At 71.8% G+C, this 22,853-nt stretch carries 19 protein-coding genes; 6 read left to right on the forward strand and 13 right to left on the reverse strand.

The genetic code is table 11. The features are described from left to right. Positions 1-34: 34 nt before the first annotated feature. The gene (locus A6A29_RS18910; RefSeq protein ID WP_073721272.1) at positions 35-1,636 is read right to left on the reverse strand and encodes an alpha/beta hydrolase; all 1,602 of its coding nucleotides are present in this window, start codon (positions 1,634-1,636) and stop codon (positions 35-37) included. A 629-nt stretch (positions 1,637-2,265) separates the two neighbouring features. Here A6A29_RS18910 and A6A29_RS18915 point away from each other — a divergent pair. The 3 genes from A6A29_RS18915 to A6A29_RS18925 all read left to right on the forward strand — a co-directional run bounded on the left by A6A29_RS18915 (position 2,266) and on the right by A6A29_RS18925 (position 4,342). Further along, positions 2,266-3,279 carry an L-histidine N(alpha)-methyltransferase gene (locus A6A29_RS18915; protein WP_073721273.1) on the forward strand — a complete coding sequence of 338 codons (1,014 nt, stop codon included), beginning with the start codon at positions 2,266-2,268 and terminating at the stop codon, positions 3,277-3,279. A gap of 63 nt (positions 3,280-3,342) precedes the next feature. Further along, a complete protein-coding gene (locus A6A29_RS18920) occupies positions 3,343-3,984 on the forward strand; it encodes a HemK2/MTQ2 family protein methyltransferase (protein WP_338012883.1) in 642 nt (213 codons plus the stop codon). 109 nt (positions 3,985-4,093) lie between these two features. After that, positions 4,094-4,342, forward strand: a complete 249-nt coding sequence (locus A6A29_RS18925; protein ID WP_073721275.1) for a CDGSH iron-sulfur domain-containing protein — start codon at positions 4,094-4,096, stop codon at positions 4,340-4,342. Here A6A29_RS18925 and A6A29_RS18930 read toward each other — a convergent pair. Both A6A29_RS18930 and A6A29_RS18935 read right to left on the reverse strand, forming a co-directional pair. Beyond that, on the reverse strand, positions 4,328-5,371 hold the full coding sequence (locus A6A29_RS18930) for an iron-containing redox enzyme family protein (protein WP_073721276.1): 1,044 nt from the start codon (positions 5,369-5,371) through the stop codon (positions 4,328-4,330). The two genes, A6A29_RS18925 and A6A29_RS18930, sit on opposite strands and share 15 nt — an antisense overlap. Before the next feature lie 264 nt (positions 5,372-5,635). Next, a complete protein-coding gene (locus A6A29_RS18935) occupies positions 5,636-6,526 on the reverse strand; it encodes a helix-turn-helix domain-containing protein (RefSeq protein ID WP_158074417.1) in 891 nt (296 codons plus the stop codon). Between the two features lie 385 nt (positions 6,527-6,911). Between A6A29_RS18935 and A6A29_RS18940 the strand changes: the two genes are divergently transcribed. Continuing rightward, the gene (locus A6A29_RS18940; protein ID WP_073721277.1) at positions 6,912-8,294 is read left to right on the forward strand and encodes an MFS transporter; all 1,383 of its coding nucleotides are present in this window, start codon (positions 6,912-6,914) and stop codon (positions 8,292-8,294) included. Between the two features lie 51 nt (positions 8,295-8,345). On the opposite strand, the gene A6A29_RS18945 is transcribed toward A6A29_RS18940, so the two are convergent. From A6A29_RS18945 to A6A29_RS18955, 3 genes are all read right to left on the reverse strand, one after another. Then, positions 8,346-10,868, reverse strand: coding sequence for a SpoIIE family protein phosphatase (locus A6A29_RS18945; RefSeq protein WP_073721278.1), 2,523 nt, complete (start codon positions 10,866-10,868; stop codon positions 8,346-8,348). A 225-nt stretch (positions 10,869-11,093) separates the two neighbouring features. Then, positions 11,094-12,272, reverse strand: coding sequence for a glycoside hydrolase family 26 protein (locus A6A29_RS18950; RefSeq protein ID WP_073721279.1), 1,179 nt, complete (start codon positions 12,270-12,272; stop codon positions 11,094-11,096). A gap of 156 nt (positions 12,273-12,428) precedes the next feature. Beyond that, a complete protein-coding gene (locus tag A6A29_RS18955; RefSeq protein ID WP_073721770.1) occupies positions 12,429-13,712 on the reverse strand; it encodes a cytochrome P450 in 1,284 nt (427 codons plus the stop codon). A gap of 221 nt (positions 13,713-13,933) precedes the next feature. On the opposite strand from A6A29_RS18955, the gene A6A29_RS18960 reads away from it, so the two are divergent. Together A6A29_RS18960 and A6A29_RS18965 are read left to right on the forward strand one after the other, a co-directional pair. Then, positions 13,934-14,470: a tyrosinase family oxidase copper chaperone gene (locus tag A6A29_RS18960; RefSeq protein WP_073721280.1), complete on the forward strand. Its 537-nt coding sequence runs from the start codon at positions 13,934-13,936 to the stop codon at positions 14,468-14,470. Positions 14,471-14,489: 19 nt separating this feature from the next. Beyond that, positions 14,490-15,350, forward strand: coding sequence for a tyrosinase family protein (locus tag A6A29_RS18965; RefSeq protein ID WP_073721281.1), 861 nt, complete (start codon positions 14,490-14,492; stop codon positions 15,348-15,350). A gap of 74 nt (positions 15,351-15,424) precedes the next feature. Here the strand turns inward: A6A29_RS18965 and A6A29_RS18970 are convergent, their stop codons facing one another. The 7 genes from A6A29_RS18970 to A6A29_RS19000 form a co-directional block, all read right to left on the reverse strand. Continuing rightward, positions 15,425-15,706 carry a chaplin gene (locus A6A29_RS18970; protein WP_073721282.1) on the reverse strand — a complete coding sequence of 94 codons (282 nt, stop codon included), beginning with the start codon at positions 15,704-15,706 and terminating at the stop codon, positions 15,425-15,427. A gap of 172 nt (positions 15,707-15,878) precedes the next feature. Then, positions 15,879-17,027 (reverse strand): GNAT family N-acetyltransferase, encoded by a 1,149-nt coding sequence (locus tag A6A29_RS18975; RefSeq protein ID WP_073721283.1) that lies wholly within the window; start codon positions 17,025-17,027, stop codon positions 15,879-15,881. Further along, positions 17,024-17,701, reverse strand: coding sequence for a lipopolysaccharide biosynthesis protein (locus tag A6A29_RS18980; RefSeq protein ID WP_073721284.1), 678 nt, complete (start codon positions 17,699-17,701; stop codon positions 17,024-17,026). Before A6A29_RS18980 ends, A6A29_RS18975 begins: the two co-directional genes overlap by 4 nt. Continuing rightward, on the reverse strand, positions 17,698-18,834 hold the full coding sequence (locus tag A6A29_RS18985; RefSeq protein WP_073721285.1) for a glycosyltransferase: 1,137 nt from the start codon (positions 18,832-18,834) through the stop codon (positions 17,698-17,700). The genes A6A29_RS18980 and A6A29_RS18985 overlap by 4 nt, the downstream gene beginning before the upstream one ends. Beyond that, complete coding sequence (locus tag A6A29_RS18990; RefSeq protein WP_073721286.1) at positions 18,831-19,667, reverse strand: polysaccharide deacetylase family protein; 837 nt, start codon at positions 19,665-19,667, stop codon at positions 18,831-18,833. Before A6A29_RS18990 ends, A6A29_RS18985 begins: the two co-directional genes overlap by 4 nt. Continuing rightward, the gene (locus A6A29_RS18995; protein ID WP_073721287.1) at positions 19,657-21,498 is read right to left on the reverse strand and encodes a lipid II flippase MurJ; all 1,842 of its coding nucleotides are present in this window, start codon (positions 21,496-21,498) and stop codon (positions 19,657-19,659) included. The genes A6A29_RS18990 and A6A29_RS18995 overlap by 11 nt, the downstream gene beginning before the upstream one ends. After that, entirely contained in the window at positions 21,495-22,853 is a 1,359-nt protein-coding gene (locus A6A29_RS19000) for an O-antigen ligase family protein (RefSeq protein WP_073721288.1), read from the reverse strand. The genes A6A29_RS18995 and A6A29_RS19000 overlap by 4 nt, the downstream gene beginning before the upstream one ends.

A 22,853-nucleotide genomic window follows, 5' to 3' on the forward strand; every position in this document is an offset into this window, starting at 1 on the left:
GGCCCGGCCGCGCCCGTCACAGGCTCCGGCCGACTCAGCCGGTCTGCTTGACGCAGGTCCGGTCGTGCGCCGGCAGCTTGCCGGTGGCCAGGTACGTGTTGACCTCGGCATCCACGCAGGCGTTGCCGTAAAGGCCGTAGACCGCGTGGCGGTTGGCACCCTTGAGCGTGATCAGCCGGGAGCTCGGCAGCATGCGGTGCAGCTCGACGCTGCTCCGGTAGGTCGTACGCGGGTCACCGGTGGCGGCCACGATCAGCGCCGCGGCGTCGCGCCGCACCTGCGTGGGCTTCTCGCGCGGCCGGTCCCAGAAGGCGCACGGGCCGATGTTGTTGGCCAGCGGGCCGAACAGCGGGTGCGCGGCGCGGCTGCGTTCGATGTCCCGCCAGTAGACCTCCGGGTCGCGCGGCGCCGCCTTGTCCCCGCAGATGATCGCGGACTGCACGCTGCCCGACTGTGCGTCCTCACCCATCAGCGCACGCCGCAGCATCGCCGCGAACTGCGGCGACAGCCGGGTCGGCCGGCCGTCCGCGGCCCTGGCGAGCACGGACACCTGCTCGCCGAAGGCGGCCCGCTCCCCTTCGCTGTCGTCAGCGACCCCGGCGATCAGGAGGAACGGCACCTGGGTGTCGTCGATGCGGAAGACATCGGGGGCGGTGCCGACGGTCAGCGGGCCGCGCGCCGACGCCGCGTAGACCCGATCGACGGTGGTGAGCACCTCGGCGCGGGTGCGGCCGAGGCCGTATGCGGCGTCGCGCTCCGCCGCCCAGGCGGCCCAGTCGGAGAGCGCCCGCTCGTTCTCGCCCTCGGCGCCCTGGAGCAGCCGGGGGCTGTAGTCCTGCGGGGCGAGCGCTCCGTCGAGGACCATGCGGTCGTAGCGGCCGGGGAACATCTGCGTGTAGACGGTGCCCAGGTAAGTACCGTACGAGTAGCCCAGGTAGGAGATCTTCCGCTCGCCGAGCGTGCCCCTGATGACGTCCATGTCGCGGGCCGTGTTGCGGGTGCTGACGTGGGGCAGCACCGACGCGTTCGTGGCGCGGCACTTGTCGGCCAGGCTCTTGTGGTGGGTGACCTGTCGCTCGAACGACGCCCGGCCGAGACCGGCCGAGGAGATGGAGGTACCGACGGGCCAGTCGCAGTCCAGCGGGGTGCTGCGGCCGACGAAACGCGGGTCGAAGCCGATGATGTCGTAGCGCGGTCCGACCCGCTTCATCGCCTTGCGGACATCCGGCGGTGATTCGAGGGCGGAACCGCCGGGACCGCCGTTGTTGAGGAGGATCGAGCCGATCCGGCGGCGGGTGTCGGTGGCCTTGAGCCGGGATATCGCGACGGTGATCGTACGGCCCCGGGGGTCGGCGTAGTCGAGCGGTACGGTCACGTCCGCGCACCGTACGCCGGCCTTCTCCAGGTCCCGGCCCATCGTGTCGTCGGGGCCCTTGACGCAGGTTCCCCAGTCGAGGTGCTGGCGGTAGTAGCGGTCGAGCCCGGTCCCGGTGGCGTCGGTGGCCGTCGTGGCGCGGTCGCGGTCCGTGCCGGGGGGTGCGGCGGCCGTGGCCGCGGCGGGGGAAGCGGTGAGGCAGGCGGCGAGCGCGAGGCCCGCGGCCGAGGCGCGGCGCACGGCCGGGCGGAGGGTGTTCACGGGGTCTCCTTGAGCTGGTGCGTTCGGTGGGTGGCGCCACGGGCGGTGGACCACCGGGCGCGGTCGGGGTCGACGGCCACGGCTAACGCCGTTGCGTACCGCGCACGTTGTCTCGCTTTGATGGGGAGTCCTCTCGCTCTGTTCCGGTCGTTTCTCACACCGTCAGACGCTAGATGCGCGCACATCCGAACTCACTACAGCTCTCCCCCCGATCCCGGTGGTGCCAGCTACACCAACCGCACCGGAAGACAACGGAATTCACCTCCCGAGACCGGTCCGGACCGGAAGTGCGGGAGCCGATATGACGCACGGTGACGCAATGTCCGGCGCACCTGCTCGAAGGCGGGCGGCGGGGGTATCGCGTCCGCCGGTGACGTCGGGACGTTCGGTTCGGCGGAAAGCGCAGAGGCCGCCGCGGGTGAAATACGGCCTCTGGCATATGCGATGGTGGGAGGTTCGCGATGTGGCTGAGTTAATCCGTTTGCGTCCTCTCGCGCAGTGGCAGGCTCCACGGGTGCGGCCGTAAGGCAAGCCGCTTTTTCGTCCTGTTCGATCGGCGCGCGCAAGACGGGCACGGAACTACGGCCGCCGCCTGGGGAGGCGCGGTCCGATGAGCCAGGGGAGAGATCATGTCGCTGAGTCAGGTCGACATCGTGGCTGTTGACGAGGGTGCGGCTTTCTGGGACGACCGGTCGGCTCTCCTGGCCGGTCTGCGGGAGAATCCGCCAAGGATTCCCGCGCACTTCGGATATGACGCGCGCGGGTCGGATCTCTTCGAGTTGATCACCGAGTTGCCCGACTACTACCTCACCCGCGTCGAGTACGGGCTGCTGCAGCGCAATGCCGGAGAGATCGCGGACCTGATCGGGGGCGGGCCGCTGGCGGAAATGGGCAGCGGGAGCGCGAAGAAGACCCGTCTGCTGCTGGCGGCCTGCGTCGAGCGTCGCGCGACCTGCTATCTGCCGATCGACGTCAGCCGCGAGATGCTTGAGGCCAGCGGCCGCGATCTGACCGCCCAACTGCCCGGCCTGCGGGTACGGGGGCTGTGGGGCCGGTACGAGGCGGGGCTGGCCTGGCTGCGGGACAGCGTGCCCGAGCCGTTGACGGTGTCGTTCCTCGGGAGCAATTTCGGCAATATGCCGCTGGAGGAGCGCGACAAGCTGCTTTCCGAGATCGTCGGCACGCTTCGACCCGGTGACGGATTCCTGGTGTCGGTCGACCTGCTGAAGCCGGCCCGCATACTCGAATCCGCTTACAACGATCCGGCCGACCGCTCCGCCTTCACGCCGTTCCGGCTCAATCATCTGGACCACCTCAATCGGCGTTTCGGCGGAAATTTCGACGCGCGGAATTTCTCCACGCGAGCACATTTCGACTCCGTCACCGGCACCGTCGAGGCCCGCGTCTACGCGACCGAGGACCATTCCGTCGCGCTTCACGAGCTGGATCTTGAGCTGAATCTGCGGCGGGGCGACTCGCTCAACGTCGGCCTGTCCCACAAGTTCCGGCGCGAGCAGTTCGTGGCCGACGTCACCGCACGAGGTCTTGAGCTGCGCGCACAGTGGACCGACGAGGAATGGCAGTACGGCATCTTTCTCTTCACCCGTTCATCCGGCCGTCGAGAGGCGGCCGATGAGATCTGAGAGGAGTCAGGCCGATTCCCGCGATGTACGGATCGCGCCGTGTGGTTACTGAGACCCCCGGGTGTGTACCGGCCCCAAGCGGATACGTGGTTGTTGGTTCAGGCTCTGCGTGACGCCGGAATCCCTCATGGCGCACGAGTTCTCGATATGTGCACCGGTACCGGCGCGTTGGCCGTCGCGGCGGCCAACGCGGGGGCGGGACACATCACAGCCGTGGACATCTCGCTCCGGGCCACCCTGGCGACGCGGTTCAACACCCGCGTACGCGGCCTCCCGGTCCGGGTCGAACGCCGCGACGCCCTGACATTCCCCGCCCGTCGGCAGTTCGACGTGATACTCGCCAACCCGCCGTACGTACCGTCCCCGCGGCGGGAGCTCCCCCGGAGCGGACCGAGCAGGGCCTGGGACGCCGCACGGGACGGGCGGGCCCTGCTGGATCCCCTGTGCGCCAACGCCCCCAAGCTGCTCTCCAACGGCGGCATGCTGCTGCTCGTGCACTCCGCCGTGTGCGGGGTGGGCACCACGGTGGACCTGCTGCACGCGGGCGGACTGAAGGCCGCCGTGGTGGCCCGGCGGACCGTGCCCTTCGGCCCGGTCATGAACGGCCGCGTCGCACTGCTCCAGGACCAGGGAATGATCAGGGCGGGACAACGTCACGAGGAGCTGGTGGTGATCCGCGGTGACCGGCGGGACTCCGGAACGTAGCGCGCAACCGGAACGTGGCGCGCAACCGGAACGTGGCGCGCAACCGGAACGTGGCGCGCAACCGGAACGTGGCGCGCAACCGGGCCGGGAGCGGGAGCCGGACCGGGAGATGGGCTCGGAGGACGGCCCGCGCGACCGGGACCGGAGGCGGGTCACCGTCGTGCCCGGCGGACCGCTGCTCGTCGAAGGACCGGTCGAGATCGTGACCGGGGACGGCCGGGCCGTCGTCTCGGACCGGTTCGTGGTCGCGTTGTGCGTCTGTCAGCGCACCCGGCGCCCACCGTTCTGTGACACCAGCCACCGCCGACGCGTTCGTCAGGCCCCGCAGGACAAGGCCGGGGGATCACCCCCCGACTGAGTGCTCGGGCAGCGGCCGGCGCAGAGATGTCGTACCGGTCCTCCAGGCGGTGAGCAGGTGGGCCGCCAGTCTGCCCTCCAGCAGCTCGGTGGCCGCGATGCCGAACACCACATCACCGGTGAGTTCGGGTTCCCGCCGGAGCAGGTCACCGATGACATCGCGACGCAGTACCTGCTCGTGCACGGCGTCGGCTTCGACGTGCTCGGTGAAGAAGAGGGTGCACGCCGGGTCCGCGCCCAGCCGGTCCAGCGCCTGGGCGATCCGCTGCGCGCTCGGCGCCGTGCTGATCTCGGCCGCCGCGAAGTGACCGACCAGGGCGCCGCGCAGTCGTCGGTGCAGTCCGAACATCGACATCAGATTCACGATGGTGAGTGCGGGCGCCGGGACATCATCCGCATAGTGCAGATACGCGGCGGACAGCCCTGCCCCGACCAGGAGGTCGGCGAACATCTGCGCGTGCGCGTTCTCGGCGCGGCCCCCACCGAACTCGTCGAACTCGACCGCGACCAGGGACGCCTTGGCCTGCCCCTGCAGACGGGGAATGACCCAGGCATGTGGGTCGGCCTCCTTCAGGTGGTACACCGAACGGTGCGCGAAGTACTCACGTACCTGCCCCCAGTCGGCGGAGTCCCGAAGGAAATGCGAGACCCCGTCACCGGGTACCGGCTCGACGAGCAACGCGTCCAGCGCCGCGGTGACGTCATCACCGCCACCGGCGTCCGAGCGCAACGCCGACAGGAACACACGCTCCAACACGGCCCGGAACCTGAGCAGTTCCGGATCCCACTCCCACAGCGGGTCGACACCGGCGAAACCCCGGTAATGCAGCTCGTAGCAGGTGTGGAGAGCCAGCGTCAGATCCTCGCCGTACGGATCGATCCGCTCCACGTCGTGCGCCGGAAGCGGCTCCGGCGGATTCGCGGGGCCCTTCGCCAGTGCACTGACCACCGCTGCCGACAGCGGACCGCGGGGAACGGGTAACGCGGGGGTGAGGTGAGGCACAACTCCGGTGGCGGCGACGGGGGTCATCGACTCTCCCAGCTCGATCGGATCACGTGGATGTCATGCGCACGGTCGGTACGGACATATTCGCCCACCGCGGCCCCACACCGCCAGACGCCCTTCTCGGCCCGCTCCATCCACCTCCCCCATCGGAATCCGGAAAGCAGGTGACGGGCCGCTCGTGCGTCACGGAGGCTCAGCCCCCCGGGGTGCGGCAGCCCGCGCTCGTACGCGCGGGGCGTCGACGACCGCCCGGTGTGATCCCCGGCGGCCCCGGACGGGGGAGTCCGGTCAGCCCGGTCCGGCCGCCGTGCCCGTCTCCAACGCCCGGTACGAGGGTGAGTCCTCCGGGGCCGTCATGACGACCAGTTCGAGCGCCTGCGCACCGGGGAGCACGTACACCGTGTAGTCGAGCCGCAGGCGCCCCGCCACCGGGTGGTCGAGATCCTTGTGGCCGGTGCCCGGACCGCGTACGTCGTGATCCTCCCAGGCGGCGGCGAACTCCGCGCTGCGCGCGGCCAGTTCGGCCACCAGCCGGTTGCCCCGCACCTGGTGGGGATCGGCGGCCAGCGCGTCGCGCAGCCGGTGCGCATTGCCGCGGGCCACGGCGTCCCAGTCCACGAAGAGCTCCCGGGAGTACGGGTCGGCGTAGGCGAACCAGGCGAGGTTGCGGTGCGGGACGGACAGCGCGGCGAAGTCGGTGATCAGCCGGGCCGCCGCGTCGTTCCAGGCCAGCACGTCACGCACCGGACTGACGACATAGGCGGGCCACACCGTGGTGGTCCGCAGCAGGCGCAGCGTCGCCGCCGGAACGCGGAGGGGGTCCCCGGCCGCGTCGCCCCCGCTTTCGCCTCGCCGCGACGCGCGGAGGGTGAGGCGGTGCAGATGGCGTCGGGCGTCGGCGTCCAGGCGCAGCGCCGAGGCCAGGGAATCCAGGACCTCCGCCGAAGGGTGACGCTGGCGGCCCTGTTCCAGCCGGGTGTAGTACTCGGGGCTGATCCCGGCCAGCGCGGCGACCTCGGACCGGCGCAGACCGGGCAGCCTGCGCGCCCCGGAACGCGGCAGGCCCACGTTTTCCGGCGTCAGCCGGGCCCGCCGCGACCGCAGGAAGTGCGCCAGTTCGGGCAGCGGCGGCGCGGAAGTACCACGAGCGGAGGCCACGGCAGCGGAAGGCTCGGGCACGGAGGACACGGAAGGCACGGTCACGGAAAGGGCGGGACCGGAAGGCATGGCGCCGGAGGCCAGGGCAGCGGAAGGCACGGGACCGGAAGGCGCGGAGGGCACGGAAGGCGCGGCGCCGGAAGGCTCGGAAGGCGCGGCGCCGGAGTCCGCGGGGCCCTGCGTCGCGGGGGCAGAAGCGGCGCGCGCGGGTCCGGCCGCCGGGGCCGTTGCGTGCGAGGCCGGGGGTACGGGAGCCATATCGCCCGATTATCTCCCCTCGCCCCGACCGGCGGCGCCCCCGAGGGTGGCCCTGCCGGGGCCACCCCCGACCGGTATCTGGTCCACCTGCTCCGACCTGCGAAGACTGTGCCCCGTCCGCATCGTCCACGCCTTTCGGAGCCCGTACATGTCCACCGCCCCCACACTCGGCCGCGCGCCGGTGGTGCCGAGGCACCTGCCCCTTCTCGTCCTGAGCGCCGCCGCCGGGCTCGACGCCGGGAGCGTCGCCGTACTCAACAGCGCCCTGCCCTCACTGGGCGCCGCATTCGGCACCTCGGCGCAGAGCCTGTCCTGGGCGGTGACCGGCTACGCGCTCGCGTTCGCCGGACTGCTGCTCTGCGGCGGAGCCATGGCCGACCGCTTCCCACGGCGCCGGGTGCTGGTCGCCGGCCTGCTGATGCTGGTCGCCGGAGCCGTGCTCGCCTTCCTCGCCCCGGCCTTCTGGCTGGTCGCCGCGGGCCGCGTGGTGCAGGGCGCGGGCGCGGCGATCACCATGCCCGCCGCCACCGCCCTGGTCACCGAGCTGTACCCGGAGGGCACCGCCCGGTCGAGAGCGCTCGGCGTCTACGCGTCCGCGCAGGCGGGCTGCTACGGCGCCGGGCTCGTACTCGGCGGGGTGATCACCGACGCGCTGGGCTGGCGCTGGGTGTTCGTCCTGCAGGCGGCTGCCGCCGCGGTCACCGCCACGGCCGCCGTGCGGTGTCTGCCCACCGGCACGGTGGAACGGGCCCGCCGCCCCGACCCGGTCGGCGCCGGTGCCCTCATGGCGGCGATCGTCCTGCTCGTCCTGGGCGCCGACCTGGCGGCCCGGCCGGGTGACGGGATGTTCCTCGTCGCGTTCGGGTCCGCGGCGGTGGCGGGGACCGTGTGGTGGCGGCGCGGCCGCACCCGGTCCGCCGACGCGGTGCTCCTCGACCGGGCGCTGCTGCGCCTGGACGGCGTCCGGACCGCCGCGCTCATGGGGGCGGCCTTCTACTTCTGCGTGAGCGGTGCGCTGTTCCTGCTGCCGCTCCACCTCCAGCAGGTGCGCGGCATGTCCGCCGCCGCCTCCGGCCTCGCCGTGCTGCCGGTCAGTATCGCCGTCACCTGCGCGGCGCTGGTGTCCGGCCGGCTGATCCCCCGCTTCGGTGCCCGCCCCGTCCTCGTCGCGGGCCTGCTGCTGACCGCGGGCGGAGTGCTGCTGTGGTGCCTGGCCGGGGCCCGATCCACTTACTGGTGGCCGGTCTTCGCCGGGCTCGTCATCACCGGCATCGGGCAGGGGCTGTCCTTCCCCGCCATCAGCGTCACCGGTCTGAGAGGAGTTCCGGAAGCGGCCCACGGCACCGCGTCGGCGGTGACGGTCACCGCTCTGCAGATCGGCAGCGCCGTGGGCCCGACCGTGCTGGCCGCCGTGGCCGCCACCGCCGGGCACGGCACCCCCACACTCTCGGGCCACCACCTCGCGCACGCCGTGGCCGCGGGCGTCGTCCTGCTGCTCGGCCTGCCGACGGCCGCCCGGATCAAGCGATAGTTCCGGGCTCGGAGGTGTTCCCTCCGGGGCCGGCGAGCGACAGCGACGGGCTCACCCCGTATGCGGTTCGTCCTCCGGAGGACCCGTACGAGGTTCGTCCTCCGGAAGGTTCTGCTCGGCCCAGATGATCTTGCCGTGGGCCGCGTACCGGGTGCCCCAGCGCGCGGCGAGCTGAGCGACGAGGAACAGGCCGCGCCCTCCCTCGTCCGTCGTCCGGGCGTGCCGGAGACGGGGCGACGTGCTGCCCGCGTCGGAGACCTCGCAGATCAGGACGGACTGGCGCAGCAACCGCAGGCGTACCGGCCCCGAGGTGTACCGGATCGCGTTGGTGACCAGCTCGCTGACGATCAGTTCGGTGGTCATCGCCAGCTCCGCCAGCCCCCAGGTCTCCAGTTGACGGGCCGCGCGGGCTCGCGTCCCGGCGACGGCCGCCGGTTCACTGGGTACGTCCCACGAGACGACCTGGTCGCTGCTCAGGGCGTGGGTGCGCGCGAGCAGCAGCGCGATGTCGTCGGGCTGCGGCACGGGAAGCAGCTGCTCGACGGCGCTGGTGCACAGTGTGTCGAGGGCAAGGCCGGGCCGGGCCAGGGCGCGGCCGAGCCGGGACATGCCGAGTTCGACGTCCCGGTCGGCGCCCTCGATCAGACCGTCGGTGTACAGCCCGAGCAGAGTGCCTTCGGGAAGTTCGATCTCCACGGCCTCGAACGGCAGCCCTCCCAGCCCCAGCGGCGGCCCCGCGGGCAGCTCGGGAAAGCTGACGTCGCCTTCCGGGGTGACGAGCACGGGAGGCGGATGCCCGGCGCGCGCCATGGTGCAGCGGCGCGTCACGGGGTCGTAGACGGCGTACAGACAGGTGGCGCCCAGCACCGTCGTGCTGGCGGGGCCCGCGGCCTCGTCGTCGGACTCCTCCTGGCTCAGCCGGAGCACCAGATCGTCGAGGCGGGCCAGCAGTTCGTCGGGCGCCAGGTCCATGTCGGCCAGGGTCTGCACCGCGGTGCGCAACCGGCCCATCGTCGCGGCGGCGCTGATGCCGTGGCCGACGACATCGCCGATGACCAGTCCGACCCGGGCGCCGGACAGCGGGATCACATCGAACCAGTCGCCCCCGACCCCGTCCTTCGCGTCCGCGGGCAGATAGGAGGAGGCCACGTCCAGGGCCGTTCCGCTGCGGAGCGTCTGCGGAAGCAGACTGTGCTGAAGCGTGAGCGCCGCCGTGTGTTCCCTGGTGTAGCGGCGGGCGTTGTCGACGCCCACCGCCGCCCGTGCCACCAGCTCGCGGGCCGGTGCCACGTCCTCCTCCGCGAAGGAGACCGGGTTACGCGACCGTAGGAACGTGGCGAGGCCCAGCACGGTGTCGCGGGCCCGCATCGGCACGCAGATGAGGGAGTGCAGCCCGAACTCCCGCATGCGCGCGGCCCTGGCGGGCTGATCCACGGCCCACATCGGACTCGTGGGGTCGAGTACCGGGATGAGCGCCGGCTCGCCGTCGATGAGAAAACGCGGATCGTGCGGCGGGGGAGTGAAGTCCACCAGCTCCCCGATGCGCGCGACCGCCTCCGGGCAGCCCTCCCGGACCGAACACATGGCCGCCCGCCGCATCACCGGCCCGTCGGCCGCCCGCAGCGTCCTGGAAAGCCGTACCCGCTGCTCATCGGTGCTGACGACCGGCTCCAGAAGATCGACGAACACGAGGTCGGCGAAGCGCGGCACGGCGAAGTCGGCCAGCTCCTGAGCCGTCCGCAGCACGTCCAGGGTGCTGCCGATGCGGGCCCCGCCCTCATTGACGAGGGACAGCAGCCGCCGGGCGTTCCACCGGTCGGTGATGTCGAGGACGATGTAGCAGACGCCGGTGACGGTCCGCTCCTCGTCGACCAGCGGAAAGAACGAGGCCGAGTACGCGTGCGGGCGATGTGGATCGGCCCAGCTCCAGCCCTGGTACTCGTAGTCGGTGACCGGTGCGCCGGTTTCCACGACCTTCCGCATAAGCTCCTCGATACGGTCGGCCCCGAGCCCCGGCAGCACCTCGCTCATCCGGCGGCCCAGACGCTGCTCCCGGGGGACACCGCCCAGACGCTCCAGGGTGTCGTTGAGCCAGAGGTAGCGCAGCTCCGTGTCCAGCACCGCCATGCCGACCGGCGAGCGGGTGAGGAAGCCGTCCAGTACGGACTGGCGCATCGTCCACTGCGGTTTGCGCTCCGTGCCGGACACCAGGAAACACTCGCGGCCGTCGATCCGGAAGGACGCGGACACCCGCAGTTCCATGTCGATGCGTCGGCCGTCCCGGCACCGCACGGGAATCAGTCCGCTCCAGCCCGTCCCCGCCCGGCACCGCTCGGCGACACCCGCCGTACGGATGGGGTCCTCGGGGACCGCCAGCAGCATGGCCGCGGACCGGCCGGTCACCTCGGCGGCGGAGTACCCGAGAAGGTCCTGTGCCCCCTGGGTCCAGCCGATGACCTTCCCGTCCCCGGCGATCACGGCCGTCGCGTCGTTGGAGGCGTCGAAGGGGCTCTGCGGGCCCGTGGAGGGCAGGGCGCCGGAGCCCGCGTCGGGCTGCTCAGCGGCGGCTGCCATGCGCCTCACCACACTCTCTGGGATTCCATGGTCCCGCTTCGGCCGGGAATGTGCACGAGCGTGGTCGTGGGCGGGGAGCTTCCCCCGTTCGGCGGCGTGACCGCGCCGTCCCCACACGCGTTGTCGTGACGACGGGCACCGCTCGTCCCGCATTCCCCCGCGCTGGACCCGTGTGGGTGGACGGCTCCGACTCCCGAGGGAGTCGGAGCCGTTTCCATGGGCGGGTCAGTAGCGCACGCAGATCCTGCGTTCCCTCAGCCAATGGCCGAACCAGTCGCTGAAGGGAAGCGTGACGCACCATCTGCGGGAACCCTGATCCGGCACGGCCGGGGTCGGGGTCGGCGGGACGGGCGCGGAGGGTGCCGGCGTCGGGGACGGGGTGGCGGGGCCCGCCGGTGCCGCCTGCCCGGTGAGCACGGAGCGGTACACCCGTGCGGACTCCGGGTTGTCGGAGCATTGCCACACACCGTGCGGACAGTAGTCCGTGAGGGTCTGGTACACCGGATCGTGCTGGTCGATCCATGTGAGCATGCGGCGCATGTACTCGGGATTGTCGCCGTTGCGGAACAGGCCCCACTCCGGATAGGAGAGGGGTTTGTTGTGCTCGGCCGCGAATTCGACGTGTTTCCGCAGTCCGTAGGGTGCGTTGATCTGGTCGTCGAAGGACTCGCCGGGGGGCTGGTCGTAGGAGTCCATGCCGATGATGTCCACCACGTCGTCGCCGGGATAGCAGTCGGTCCAGGGAATCGCGTCCCGCCCGCGGCTGGGGGCGAAGTCGAAACGGAATTGCTGGCCCGGCACCTCGCGCATGGCGGTGACGATGCGTTTCCAGTACGCCTTCCACGACGCGGGATCGGGGCTGCAGCGATGTGTGTACGTGGTGCCGTTCATTTCCCAGCCGAGCACGATCACCGTGTCCGGGATACCGAGGGAGACCAGTCGTCGGGCCAGCTTGCGGAAGTGCTCGTCGTATTCTCCGGCGGCCCCCGCGCGCAGCATGGTGCGGACCTCGGCGTCCGGGACGTGTTCCTCGTTCCGCTCCAGCATGGGAGTGTTGAGCACGAACATCCGGTTGTCCTTCGCCCGCCGCCAGTTCGCCCAGGAACGCAGGAATTCCGGTCTGCCCTCGATGTTCACCCAGAGATCGCCCGGCAGATAGCTGTGCCCCGCGCGCAGCTCGGCGCCGCCGAGCCAGCGCGACAGGCCGGCCATTCTTCGTACGCCTGCGGGCCCGTAGTCCAGGTAGGCGCCGTGTGCGGTACCGCCCGCACCGGGCGCGCCCGGTGCGGCGCCGTCGACGGAGTCCCGGTTCGGCGGAGCCTGCCCGGCGATGCCGCCGCCGGCCAGGATGCTGAGCGCGACCGCCGCGGTGCACGCACTGATGAGACGGCGCTTTGCGGGCATTACTCCTCCTGGCTCCGGGGGAACTCCGGCCGGTTCGACGATGTGGGGAGATTTTCATCATCGGGTACCACAGGGCCCGAAAAGAGTCATTGATGATTTCCGGCGTTTCGGCCGGTCCATTCAAGTGAATCTCGACCGGGAGGGTTTCGGCAGGGGTCAGGTCTGTTGAAATGTGAAGGGCAGTGAGCGCACCCGGTTGTCGAAATTCGAATCGACAAGCTCTGCTTCCGCCACCTGTCGAAAGACGTTCTTCCTGGTGAGCAATTCCCGTAGCAGGGCCTTCATCTCCAGCCGGGCCAGGTGTGCCCCGAGGCAGTGATGGGGTCCGCCTCCGCCGTATCCGAGGTGAGGATTGGGGGAGCGGGTGATGTCGAAGGAATCGGGGTCGGTGAATACTGTTGCGTCGCGGTTTGCCGAGGCATAGAAGAGGGCGACCTTGTCTCCGGGGAGGAATGTGCGTCCACCCAGGGAGTATTCCGCCGTGACGGTCCGGCGGAACTGGATGATCGGTGTCGAATGTCGGACAATTTCATCCGCGGCGCCGTCGATGTACCGGTCGAAGTCGGATTCCAGCAGTTCGCGTTGCTCCGGATGAAGGGTGAGCAGGGACAAGCCATGGGCGATGGCGTTACGGGTGGTCTCCACACCGGCCACGAGCAGCAGGGAGAAGAAGGCGCCGAGCTGGCGCGAGGACAGTGCCTCGCCGTCGATGTCCGCGTTCACGAGAGCCGATACGAGGTCGTCCTCGGGGTGGCGGCGGCGCTCACGGGCGAGTTTCGCCATGACGATCTGCATGCGGGCCAGGGAACGCAGACCGCGTCCGGGCACCCGCAGCCGGGCACGTCCCCGCCGCTGTACGCCGACGTGCTCCGAGGCGTGATCGATCTGGGCGGCGATCTCCGGACGGTGGTGCTCGGGGATGCCCATCAGGTCGCAGATGACCTCCAGCGGAAGACGGGCGGGGGCCGACGGCATGAAGTCGGCGGCGGAGCCGGCGCCCACCTCGTCCACCAGCTGCCGGGCGACCCGGTGGATGTTCTCCTCGGCGGCGGCGAGCAGGCGCGGGGTGAAGGACCGGGAGATGATCCGGCGCATGGCCGCGTGCTCGGCGCCGTCCATGTTGACCATGGAGTTCCCGAACACCGCCCGCGCCCAGCGCGCCGGCTCCGGGGTGGTGACGCCCGGCGCGCTGGCGAAGATCTCGGGATTGCGGCTGGCGGCCCGTACGTCCGCGTGTTTCACCAGCGCGTAGAACGCGGTGCCGAAGGTGCGCGAGGCACCGGCGCGGGGGGTGAAGCCGACCGGCGCGTCCAGCTCACGCAGCCGCGCGAACGCCCTGAGGCGCTCCGTGCGCGGCCGTTGCCAGAACAGCGGGTCGGCGAGGTTGGCCTCCTTCGTGCGCGGTACGCGGTCCCCGGACGTCCGGGTCGGAACGGTCATGCCCACCACCTCCAAGAGTTCGCACGCCATGTTCCGGTCCGCCGCGCGCTGTCCGGCGAACGACGCGGCAGTCGCGGGCCGTCGGCTCGCCATGTCACGCGATTGCCGGAACACCGGGCGGGCGCGCAGGGTCCGGACGGCCCCTGCCCCGACACCGTGCCGCGGTCGGCCCCGGCTTCGGCAGCACCCGTAAGAGTTGACGAGAGGCAGGTTGCGTACCCATGGATCTGACCAAGGACACGAGCGGCACCACGGCCGGAGCGCGCTTCCTGCCCCGCCGCATCGTGCTGCGTGCCGCCTTCACGGTGGGCATGGTCGCGGGCACGGCCGGAGTGCTGGTGCCCGTTCTCGACGGCGGCGCGGACCCCGGGCCCCGCCCGGAGCCGGGGCCCGGGACGCCGCACGGTGTCGCGGCGCACGGTGCCGGGTCGCCGAACCGCGCGGGGACGGCGGCCGGCGGCGTACGGCCGCGGTCCGAGCGATTCGCCGAGAGGTACCGAGGGCGCGACATCCGGGGGACGACGACGGCACCGGCGCCCGCGGGAGCGGTACCTGCGGGTGATGCCCGCGCGGCCGCCACGCACATCGAGGTCCTCATCGACGGCAGGCCCCTGCACATCATGCGGCGCGCCGACGGGACCTATCTGAGTCATGTCAACCACTACGAGTCCTTCCCGACGCTGGTCGAGACGGCCCGCGCCGCGGTCGATGAACTCGGCCAGTCCCAGTTGTCCCTCGCCACGACGCACAGCATGTGAACCAGGAGGACGAGCACCGGTGTACAACCGAAAGAATCAGCGGGATCTCACGCGGGCGGAGAAGCGGCGGCTGGTCGACGCCCTCCTGCGGCTCAAGCGCTCGGGGCGGTACGACGAGTTCGTCGTCATGCACCAGGAGTTCTATGTGTCGGATGCCGAGGACCGTCTCCGGCCCGCCCATATGACTCCCTCCTTCTTCCCCTGGCACCGCAGGTATCTGCTGGAGTTCGAAGGGGCCCTGCAGGCCGTCGATCCGGGCGTATCGATTCCCTACTGGGACTGGACCGTCGACAACACGCCCAGTTCCTCCCTGTGGGCGGACGACCTCCTCGGCGGCAACGGCAGGCCCGGCGACCGGCAGGTCATGACCGGACCGTTCGCGTACGAGCAGGGCAACTGGCGCACGAGCGGCGGCACGACCGACGACCGCTTCCTGGCACGTGACCTCGGCAGATCCCACAACCCGGTCGCGCTGCCCACGAAGAAGGAGGTGGACCGGGCGCTGAGCGACCCGGTCTACGACGTTCAGCCCTGGAACAGCGTCAGCATCGAGGGCTTCCGGAACCGGATCGAGGGCTGGGGCATCCGGGACTCACGCCCGGTGGCCAACCACAACCGGGTGCACCAGTGGGTCGGCGGGCCGATGGCGGGCGCCGGCTCACCCGACGACCCGGTCTTCTGGCTGCACCACGCGTTCATGGACCTGCTCTGGACCCGCTGGCAGAAGGCACATCCCCGTGGCGGCTACCTGCCGGGCCGGAAGCCGTCCTCTCCCGATGCGGATCGCGACCGGGTGTTCGGCATCGACGACCGGATGCCGCCGTGGAACGTCGCGCCCTCCCAGCTCCTGGACCACACCCGTTTCTATCGGTACGTCTGAAACCGCTCCGGGCACGGAAAACGGCCGGTGTCCCTTCCGACGGAAGGGACACCGGCCGTTCTCCTGGAGGAAGATCAGTGGCCGTAGCCGTAGTCCCCGCCGGTCTCGTGGCCCCCGGAGGCGTTCACGCAGGTGTTGCCGAAGCTCGGGTTGAGCAGCCCGATCACGTCGACCGTGTTGCCGCAGAGGTTGATCGGGACGTGCACCGGAACCTGGATGAGGTTGCCCGAGAGGACACCCGGCGAGGCGGCGGCGAGGCCCGACGCACCGGCGTCGGCGGAGGCCATCCCGGCGCCTCCGGCGATCAGGGCACCGGTGCCCGCCATCACAGCGGCCACCTTCGTCATACGCGACATCAGTACTCCTTGCAAGGATCGAGGTTGGCTGCGGAGCACGCGGCCCCGCATGCTGTGACAACGCGAAAGTCGGCAGACGGTAACGGAGCAACGCAAAGGTGATATCTCCGGTTTGTTCCGCACGGTGTCACCGGGCACCCGGCGGCCTCGGCCGCGTGGGGCACCCGCGGGATCACCGGCCCATGACGGAGAGGCTCGTCAGCCGGTCGCGCCAGTCCCGGGCGGTGGGGAAACGTGCCTTGACGCTCTGCGCCGCCCGGTCCCGCACCGCCACCTGCGACTCGCGCAGCCGAAGCAGCGGCTCCAGACCGGAACGGGCCAGCAGCAGCCGCTGATTGACCACCGTGACCGGCTGCCAGTGATTCTTGTACTGCTCCGACCCGCGCAGCAGACTCAGTACGCTGCGCCCGGAGCCGGCCGCCTGACCTGCCACGTCCCGCAACAGGAGCGTCGCCACATCCACCTTCCGGTCCCTGAGGCCGGGATGCGCCCCGTAGAGGTATCCGCCCGTCAGACGGCCGGAGTGGAGCGCCAGGTTGACCGCGACCACCTCGCCCCCGAGCCGGAACTCGGTGACCACCGCGTCACCGTCCCGCACCATCCGCCCGGTGGCGCGGACCAGATGTGCGGCGAAGCGGGGCCTGAGGTGCTCGGGATTGATCCCCCGTCCTTGCCACTGGAGCTCGTGCAGCCGCAGCAGATTGCCGACCGCGGCCGGCACCTCCTGCTCCACCACCGGCCGGGACTCGACCCCCAGCGCGTCGACCTTGCGGAGCTTGGACCGCACCCGCTGACCACGCGAACTGGACATGCGCCGGACGAGTACGTCGATCGGCTCGGCGGGCAGTTCCATGCACGTCGAGTCCGTGAGCCGGCTCCTGGCGCCCGGCCACATCCCGAAGAGCAGCTGCGCCGACGCGTCGGGCCGCACCTCCCGCAGGTCGATCACCGCGTGCCGGGCGGCCCGGTCGAGCCCGCGCGCCAGGGCCGAAACCGCGCGTGCGGCGCACTCCTCGTCGACGAGGACGTCGAAGAAGTCGGAGATCGTGCCGCCCATCGGCACGAGCAGCGGCATCGGGCGGTGCACGAGCATCAGCGGTGCCGCGCCGATCAGCTGCCCGCCACGACGCGCCAGGACGACGCGGAGCCGGCCCTCCTGGCCGTACGAGAGCCACCACGAATGAAGCCAGGCGTGGCGCTGGAAGGGGGTCGCCGTGGCGCAGCGGCGGTGCAGCGCGTCCCATTCCCCGGCGAGCGCGCCGAACTCCTCGGGATCGCGGCAGAGCGTGACGGAGAGGCCGCCCGGCCCGTGCGCGGTCATCGTACGAGCTCGCGGTCGCCCGCGGACGCGGGTTCACCGGCGGACGTCGGCCCGGGGAGCTGGGCGGACACGGTCCAGCCCTTCCGGCGGGGCCGTACGAGGAGGACGAGCCCGCCGATCAGGCCGCCCGCGCACGCTCCCACGGCCGTGCCGACGGGGACGGAGGGCGACACCGCCCGCTCCGGCGTCATGGCGTGGGTGTACTGGATCAGTTTCACCCCGGTGGCATCGGCGACATGATCACTGTTGACGATGACGGCCTCGATGACGGCGTTGGCGATGTCGGCGGCCCGGTGCGGATCGCTCGACGTACCGGTGACCGCGATCATGGGTGAGTCGGGCGAGGTCTCCGAGAGCACCTGGGTACGGAGCGCGGCCACCGGTTCACCGGCCGCACCATGGGCGTACGAGAGAGTCGCGTCGCTGGTGGCGAGCCGCCCGTACGACTGTGCGTAGCCGAGGGCCGCGGACGGGTCCGCACCCTTCTCGACCACCGCCATCGCGTAACTGGTGGCCGCGTACTGGGGGGACTTCAGCAGGCCGTAGGAGAGCCCGCACGCCGCGCCCAGCACGATGCAGACGGGCAGCGGCCACCCATGGGGCGGGCGCGGGAGTGCGCGCCGCAGGCGGCTTCGTCCGGGGGCGGCCTGCTGCTTCTCGGGAGACTCGGTCATGGGTGTGCTCTCCAGGTCGGTGGGGCGGTGTCGAGGGCATGCGTGTACACGTCCATGAGGCGTTCGCTGCTGCGCCTGATGTCGTAGTGGCGGACCGCCCGAGGCGGCGGAAGCCGGTGCGGCGCGGCCTGTATCCGCCGTCGCAGCGCCGCCGTCAACTCCTCGGCGCCGCCCGTGATGCGGGTGGCGCCCGGGGCGTGGGCGGCGGGCAGGTCGTCGATCGCGGGGCAGGCGCCGTGCAGTACCGGCAGCCCCGCCGCCAGCGCCTCGACCGCGGCCAGCCCGAAGGACTCCTCGCGGGACGTCGAGACGAAGACGTCCATGGCGCCGAGCAACGCGGGGACACCGGGGGCGGCTCCGGACGCCGCGGCGTCGCACTCGCCGAGGAAACGGATCCGGTCCGCGGCGCCCAGCCGGCGGGCCAGTGCCCGCAGCGACTCGCTCTCGGGCCCGTCCCCGGCCACCAGCAGCCAGGCACCGGGCAGCGCCGCGACCGCGCGGACGAGCACGTCGAAGCGTTTGCCGGGAACCAGCCGCCCCACGCCGCCCACCACGAAGGCGTCGGCGGGAATCCGCAGCAGTGACCGGGTCGAGCGCCGCTCCCCGCCGTCGAAGCGGAACGGGACCGGGTCGATCCCGTTGGGTACCAGGTGAATCCGTGCGGCGGGCACCCCCCACTCCCGCAGCCGTCCGGCGACGGTCGCGGAGACGGCGACCGTCGCCGACCCGAGCCGTTCGGTCCCCAGATAGAGCGCGCGGGTGCCCCGGGTGAGCGGGCGCCCCTCGATCTCCGCCCGCCCCAGCGAGTGCTCGGTGGCGACGGTGGCACGGATCCCGGCCAGCCGGGCGGCGATCCGCCCGTAGACGCAGGCCCGGTACAGATGCGTATGGACGAGGTCGTACCCGCCCGCGCGGATGAACCGGGCCAGTCCGCTCACGGCCGTGAGGTCCCGGTTGCCGCCCATCCCCAGATGCGCCACCCGCACACCGTCGGCGCGCAGCCCCGCGGCCACCGCTCCCGGGTTGGTGAGCGTCAGGACATCGCAGCGGACGGGAAGATGACGCAGCATCAGCCGCAGTTGCTGCTCGGCGCCCCCGACCCCGAGCCCGGTGATGATGTGCAGCACTCTCATCGCCGGCCGCCCGTCGGGACCGGAGGGGTGACGCCGTTCTCGTCGGAGGGGGCCGTCCGGGACCCCGGAGCGTTCCCTCTGCCGTACCGCAGCGTGTGCCGCAGTTCCTTCGCCCGCAGCCGGACACCGCGGTCGGCCTGGCTGATGTGGGTACGGGGCAGGGCGAAGGGACCCAGCAGCGGACCGGGGGCGATGGCGCAGCCGTAGCCGTAGCCCGCGTCGCGCACCGCGTCGATCACGCGCCGGTCGACCGTGCCGTACGGGTAGCAGAAGCCCTCGGGAGCGGTGCCGGTGATGCCGCGGATCAGCTCCCGGCTGCGGCGCGTCTCGGCGCGCAGTTCGTCGTCGGACAGCGTGGTCAGATGCCGGTGGAACAGGCCGTGCGAGCCGATCTCCACGCCGGCGTCGGCGAGGCGGCGGATCTCCCGCGGCGTGAGCAGCGGCCTGCGCGGGCCCAGCGGATCCCAGGCGTTGGAACCGCCCGGCCGGCCGGGCAGTACGAAGACCGTCGCCGTGCAGCCGTAGCGGCGCAGTACCGGAAGGGCCTCGTGGAGAAAGTCCGCGTACCCGTCGTCGAAGGTCAGCCCGACCAGACCCCGCCGGGCTGTAACGTCCGCGCGCAGCAGGGCGGACATCCCGACACCGGTCAGGTGTCTGCCGCGCAGCCAGGCCAGTTGCCGGTCGAGCCGGTCGGCGGAGACGGTGATGCCGTACGGGTCGTACCGCGGATCACTCACCGAGTGATAGGTGAGAATCCACGGCTGGGTGCGGCCGGGCTGCCGGAGCCGGGAGGAAGGGGAGCCGGCGCGACGCGCCGAGGGGTCAGCGGCCATGGAAGAACCTCTCTCGGATGAGGGCCAGCAGATGGACGACTTCGGGAGCTCTGAACGCGAGCCCGGCCAGCAGGAAGACCGCGGGAACCAGCACACAGCCGGTGGCCAGGCTCAGAACGGGACCGGTCACCGCGGGCGCGGCGGCCCAGCCCGCCGCCCCGGCCACCGCGGCGGCACCGGCCAGCCGGGCCAGGGAGGCGGCGACGGTCCGGACCCGGATCGCCACCACCCGGGTACCGAGCCCCATCAGCAGGAGCAGCGCGGCGGTGCTGATGCCGATGGCGTTGGCCGCGGCGATGCCGTTGACGCCGAAACGGAACGTCAGCGCGTACCCGGCGCCCGTGGTGACCACCAGCCCGGTGGCCATGGCGAAGGCCGGGAACCAGGTGGGCCGCCCGGCGGAGAAGAACGGCCGGCTCAGGGCACCGACGAGACAGTGGCCGAGCAGACCCACGGCGTAGACCCGCATGACCTCGGCGGTCGCCGCCGTGTCCCGTGCGCCGAACGCGCCGCGCTGGAAGAGCACTTCGATGATCCGGGGCGCGTATCCCAGGACGACCGCGGTGCCGAGCAGCACCACCATCCCGGCCAGGGCGAGGTCGCGCTCGACCCGGTGGCGGGCCCTGTCCCGGTCCCCGTCCGCCATGGCCTGGGCGACCAGGGGAAAGGTCACCGTGCAGATCATCAGGGACAGCACCATCGGCATCTGCGCGACCTTCTGCGCGTAGTTCAGATGGGAGATGGCACCCGCGGGCAGGGTGGAGGCCAGGAACCGCTCGACGAGGACCTGCGACTGGCGGCTCACCACGAACAGGACGACCGGTGCCAGCACGGTGGCACTCAACAGCGGGACGGTGCTCCCCGCCACCGGCCGCCGCAGGGCGCGGGACGCCCCGGACCGGCGCCGGGGCAGCAGCCGGAGAAAGGCGGGCAACTGGGTCAGGATCATCAGCAGACTGCCGACGGCGACTCCGGCCGCCGCCGCCCGCACGCCCCAGACCGAGTGGAGCATGAGCGTCATGCCGATGATGCCGACGTTGTACGCGACATAGACCCCGGCGGGCGGCAGGAAACTGCGATGTGCGCGAAGAGCGGCGCTGAAGTATCCGGTGATACCGAAGGTGAGGACGGTGACGGCGGTGAGGCGCGTGCAGTCCACCGCCAGCCGGGGGTCGCGCAGGCCGGGCGCCAGAACGCCGACGACCCACGGGGCGCCCGCGATCAGCAGCGCAGCGCCGCCGGCCAGCAGCGCCGACAGCCGGGGGAGGGTTGCGGCGATCAGCTCCCGGACGGGGTCGTCCGTGCGGCAGTCCCCTTCCGGGGCGGCCGCACGCCGGGCCAGGGCCATGCTGAAGGCCGGGACCAGGAGCAGCGCCATACCGTCCTCGATCAGTACCGTCGCCGCCATCTCGGGCACGGTCCAGGCGATCAGGAACGCGTCGCTCGCGTCGCTCGCTCCGAAGTAGCGGGCGATGGCCTGGTCCCGTACCAGCCCGAGCAGGGCCCCGATCACCGTCAGCGCGGCGGTGACGGCCGCGGCCCTGGCGAGGAAGGAACCGAGCCCGGGGGCGTCGCCGACGGTGCCGGAACGCCCGGTCGCGGTGCCGGAATCGCCGCTCGTGGAGTGCTCGGCGCCGCCGGTCGTGGTGCCGGAGCCGCCGGGCAGGGGCGGTGCCCCGCCGGCCGCGGCGGGGGCCGTGCGGATGCGTGGCGCGGTGGGCAGCCGGGGGGCGGTTGCCTGTTCGGGTGGCAGGGGCGCCCCGAGGACCGGCTTGCGCGGAGACCGCAGCTCCGCGGCCTCCGTCTCCGTCCCCGTGCCGGTATCGCTCACGCGGCGCTCACCTTTTCCGGCTCGGCCAACGCCCACCAGGCGGCGAGCCCGAGGATGATTCCGCTGAGTACCGTGGTGGGGCCGCCGATGTCCGCGTAGAGGAAGTTGACGGTCTGCCAGATCATCAGGCCGACCGCCACCAGCCCGCAGTCCACGGCCGCGTGCCCGCGCGACCGGGCGCGGACCAGCCTGCGTACGGAACCGACCAGGATCGCGGCCCAGCTGCCGAGCACCGCCGTGAGCCCGATCAGACCCTGCTCGCCCAGTACGAGCAGGTACATGTTGTGCGGGGACAGGAGTGCCTGCCTCCGGAACGCCTGGCCCGCCCCCTCGGTGTCACTGCCCGAGGAGAGCCCGATCGAGGCGTGCCCGTCACGGTGCGCGGGGAAGCCCTTGAGGCCCACCCCCGTCGCGGGCCGCTCGCGCCACATCCCGGCCGCGGCGCTCCACATGGCGTACCGGTCGCTGACCGAACGGTCGGGGTTCCGGGTCACCTGGGTGACGCTGTCGAGCCGCTCCGAGATCATCTTGGAGCCGACGCCGAGGCCCCCGACGAGCACCACTGAAGCGGCGCACAGGACGGCGAGCGAGCGGATCGCCTGCTGTCGGCCGGTCAGCGCGAGCACGGCGACGACCGCCACCGCCGTGGCGATCCACACCCCCCGGCTGAAGGACAGCACGAGCGGAACGGTCAGCGCGACGGCGGTGAGGGCCGCGCAGGGCCGGAGCCAGCGGGGCGAGCCCTCGGGGGTGCGCAGGGCGTGGGCGGTGGCGGCGAGCAGGCCGTAGGCGACGACCGTGGCCATCCCCATGATGTCGCTGGGCCCGAAGGTGCCCACGGCCCGGATCTCCTCGCCCATGTACGAGGCGCCGGTGCCGGTGACGTACTGGTGGACGCCCGTGATGCCCTGGACGAGCGCCAGGAGCACAAGGGCTCCGGAGACGACCCGGAACCCATGGGCGTCCTTGATCAGGAGGAAGACCGCGGCCGGCACCAGGACGAAGACCTGGAGGTAGCGCACGAGGCCGGGCAGCGCGCCGGCCGGGTCGCCCGCGGTGACCGTCGCCACGGCGAAACCGAGAGCGGGAAGGCCCAGGACCAGCGCGGCGGCGGCCGTCAGGGGACGCTGCCGGAGGAACAGCAGGCGGCCCACGCACAGGAGCACCGCGACGCCCGACGCGATGTCGGCAGGGGGGACACCGGGCCAGGCCCCGGAATCCTGGGCCGCGACCGGGACCGCGGGCAGCAGCACGGCCGCGACCAGGGGGAGCAGCGGCCACTGGTTCTTCCAACGGCCCGCGGTGACGCGGGGGACAACCCGTACGGGCGCAGCCGCTGTGTACGTCACGGCCAT

Source organism: Streptomyces sp. TSRI0281, from assembly GCF_001905125.1.
GTDB lineage: Bacteria > Actinomycetota > Actinomycetes > Streptomycetales > Streptomycetaceae > Streptomyces.

What these genes read in the sequence shown, in the direction of transcription:
- A6A29_RS18915 (WP_073721273.1), top strand. Translation starts at nt 2,266, where the DNA reads ATGTCGCTGAGTCAGGTCGACATCGTGGCTGTTGACGAGGGTGCGGCT.
- A6A29_RS18925 (WP_073721275.1), top strand. Translation starts at nt 4,094, where the DNA reads ATGGGCTCGGAGGACGGCCCGCGCGACCGGGACCGGAGGCGGGTCACC.
- A6A29_RS18930 (WP_073721276.1), bottom strand. Translation starts at nt 5,371, where the DNA reads ATGACCCCCGTCGCCGCCACCGGAGTTGTGCCTCACCTCACCCCCGCG.
- A6A29_RS18940 (WP_073721277.1), top strand. Translation starts at nt 6,912, where the DNA reads ATGTCCACCGCCCCCACACTCGGCCGCGCGCCGGTGGTGCCGAGGCAC.
- A6A29_RS18945 (WP_073721278.1), bottom strand. Translation starts at nt 10,868, where the DNA reads ATGGCAGCCGCCGCTGAGCAGCCCGACGCGGGCTCCGGCGCCCTGCCC.
- A6A29_RS18950 (WP_073721279.1), bottom strand. Translation starts at nt 12,272, where the DNA reads ATGCCCGCAAAGCGCCGTCTCATCAGTGCGTGCACCGCGGCGGTCGCG.
- A6A29_RS18955 (WP_073721770.1), bottom strand. Translation starts at nt 13,712, where the DNA reads ATGACCGTTCCGACCCGGACGTCCGGGGACCGCGTACCGCGCACGAAG.
- A6A29_RS18960 (WP_073721280.1), top strand. Translation starts at nt 13,934, where the DNA reads ATGGATCTGACCAAGGACACGAGCGGCACCACGGCCGGAGCGCGCTTC.
- A6A29_RS18970 (WP_073721282.1), bottom strand. Translation starts at nt 15,706, where the DNA reads ATGTCGCGTATGACGAAGGTGGCCGCTGTGATGGCGGGCACCGGTGCC.
- A6A29_RS18975 (WP_073721283.1), bottom strand. Translation starts at nt 17,027, where the DNA reads ATGACCGCGCACGGGCCGGGCGGCCTCTCCGTCACGCTCTGCCGCGAT.
- A6A29_RS18980 (WP_073721284.1), bottom strand. Translation starts at nt 17,701, where the DNA reads ATGACCGAGTCTCCCGAGAAGCAGCAGGCCGCCCCCGGACGAAGCCGC.
- A6A29_RS18985 (WP_073721285.1), bottom strand. Translation starts at nt 18,834, where the DNA reads ATGAGAGTGCTGCACATCATCACCGGGCTCGGGGTCGGGGGCGCCGAG.
- A6A29_RS18990 (WP_073721286.1), bottom strand. Translation starts at nt 19,667, where the DNA reads ATGGCCGCTGACCCCTCGGCGCGTCGCGCCGGCTCCCCTTCCTCCCGG.
- A6A29_RS19000 (WP_073721288.1), bottom strand. Translation starts at nt 22,853, where the DNA reads ATGGCCGTGACGTACACAGCGGCTGCGCCCGTACGGGTTGTCCCCCGC.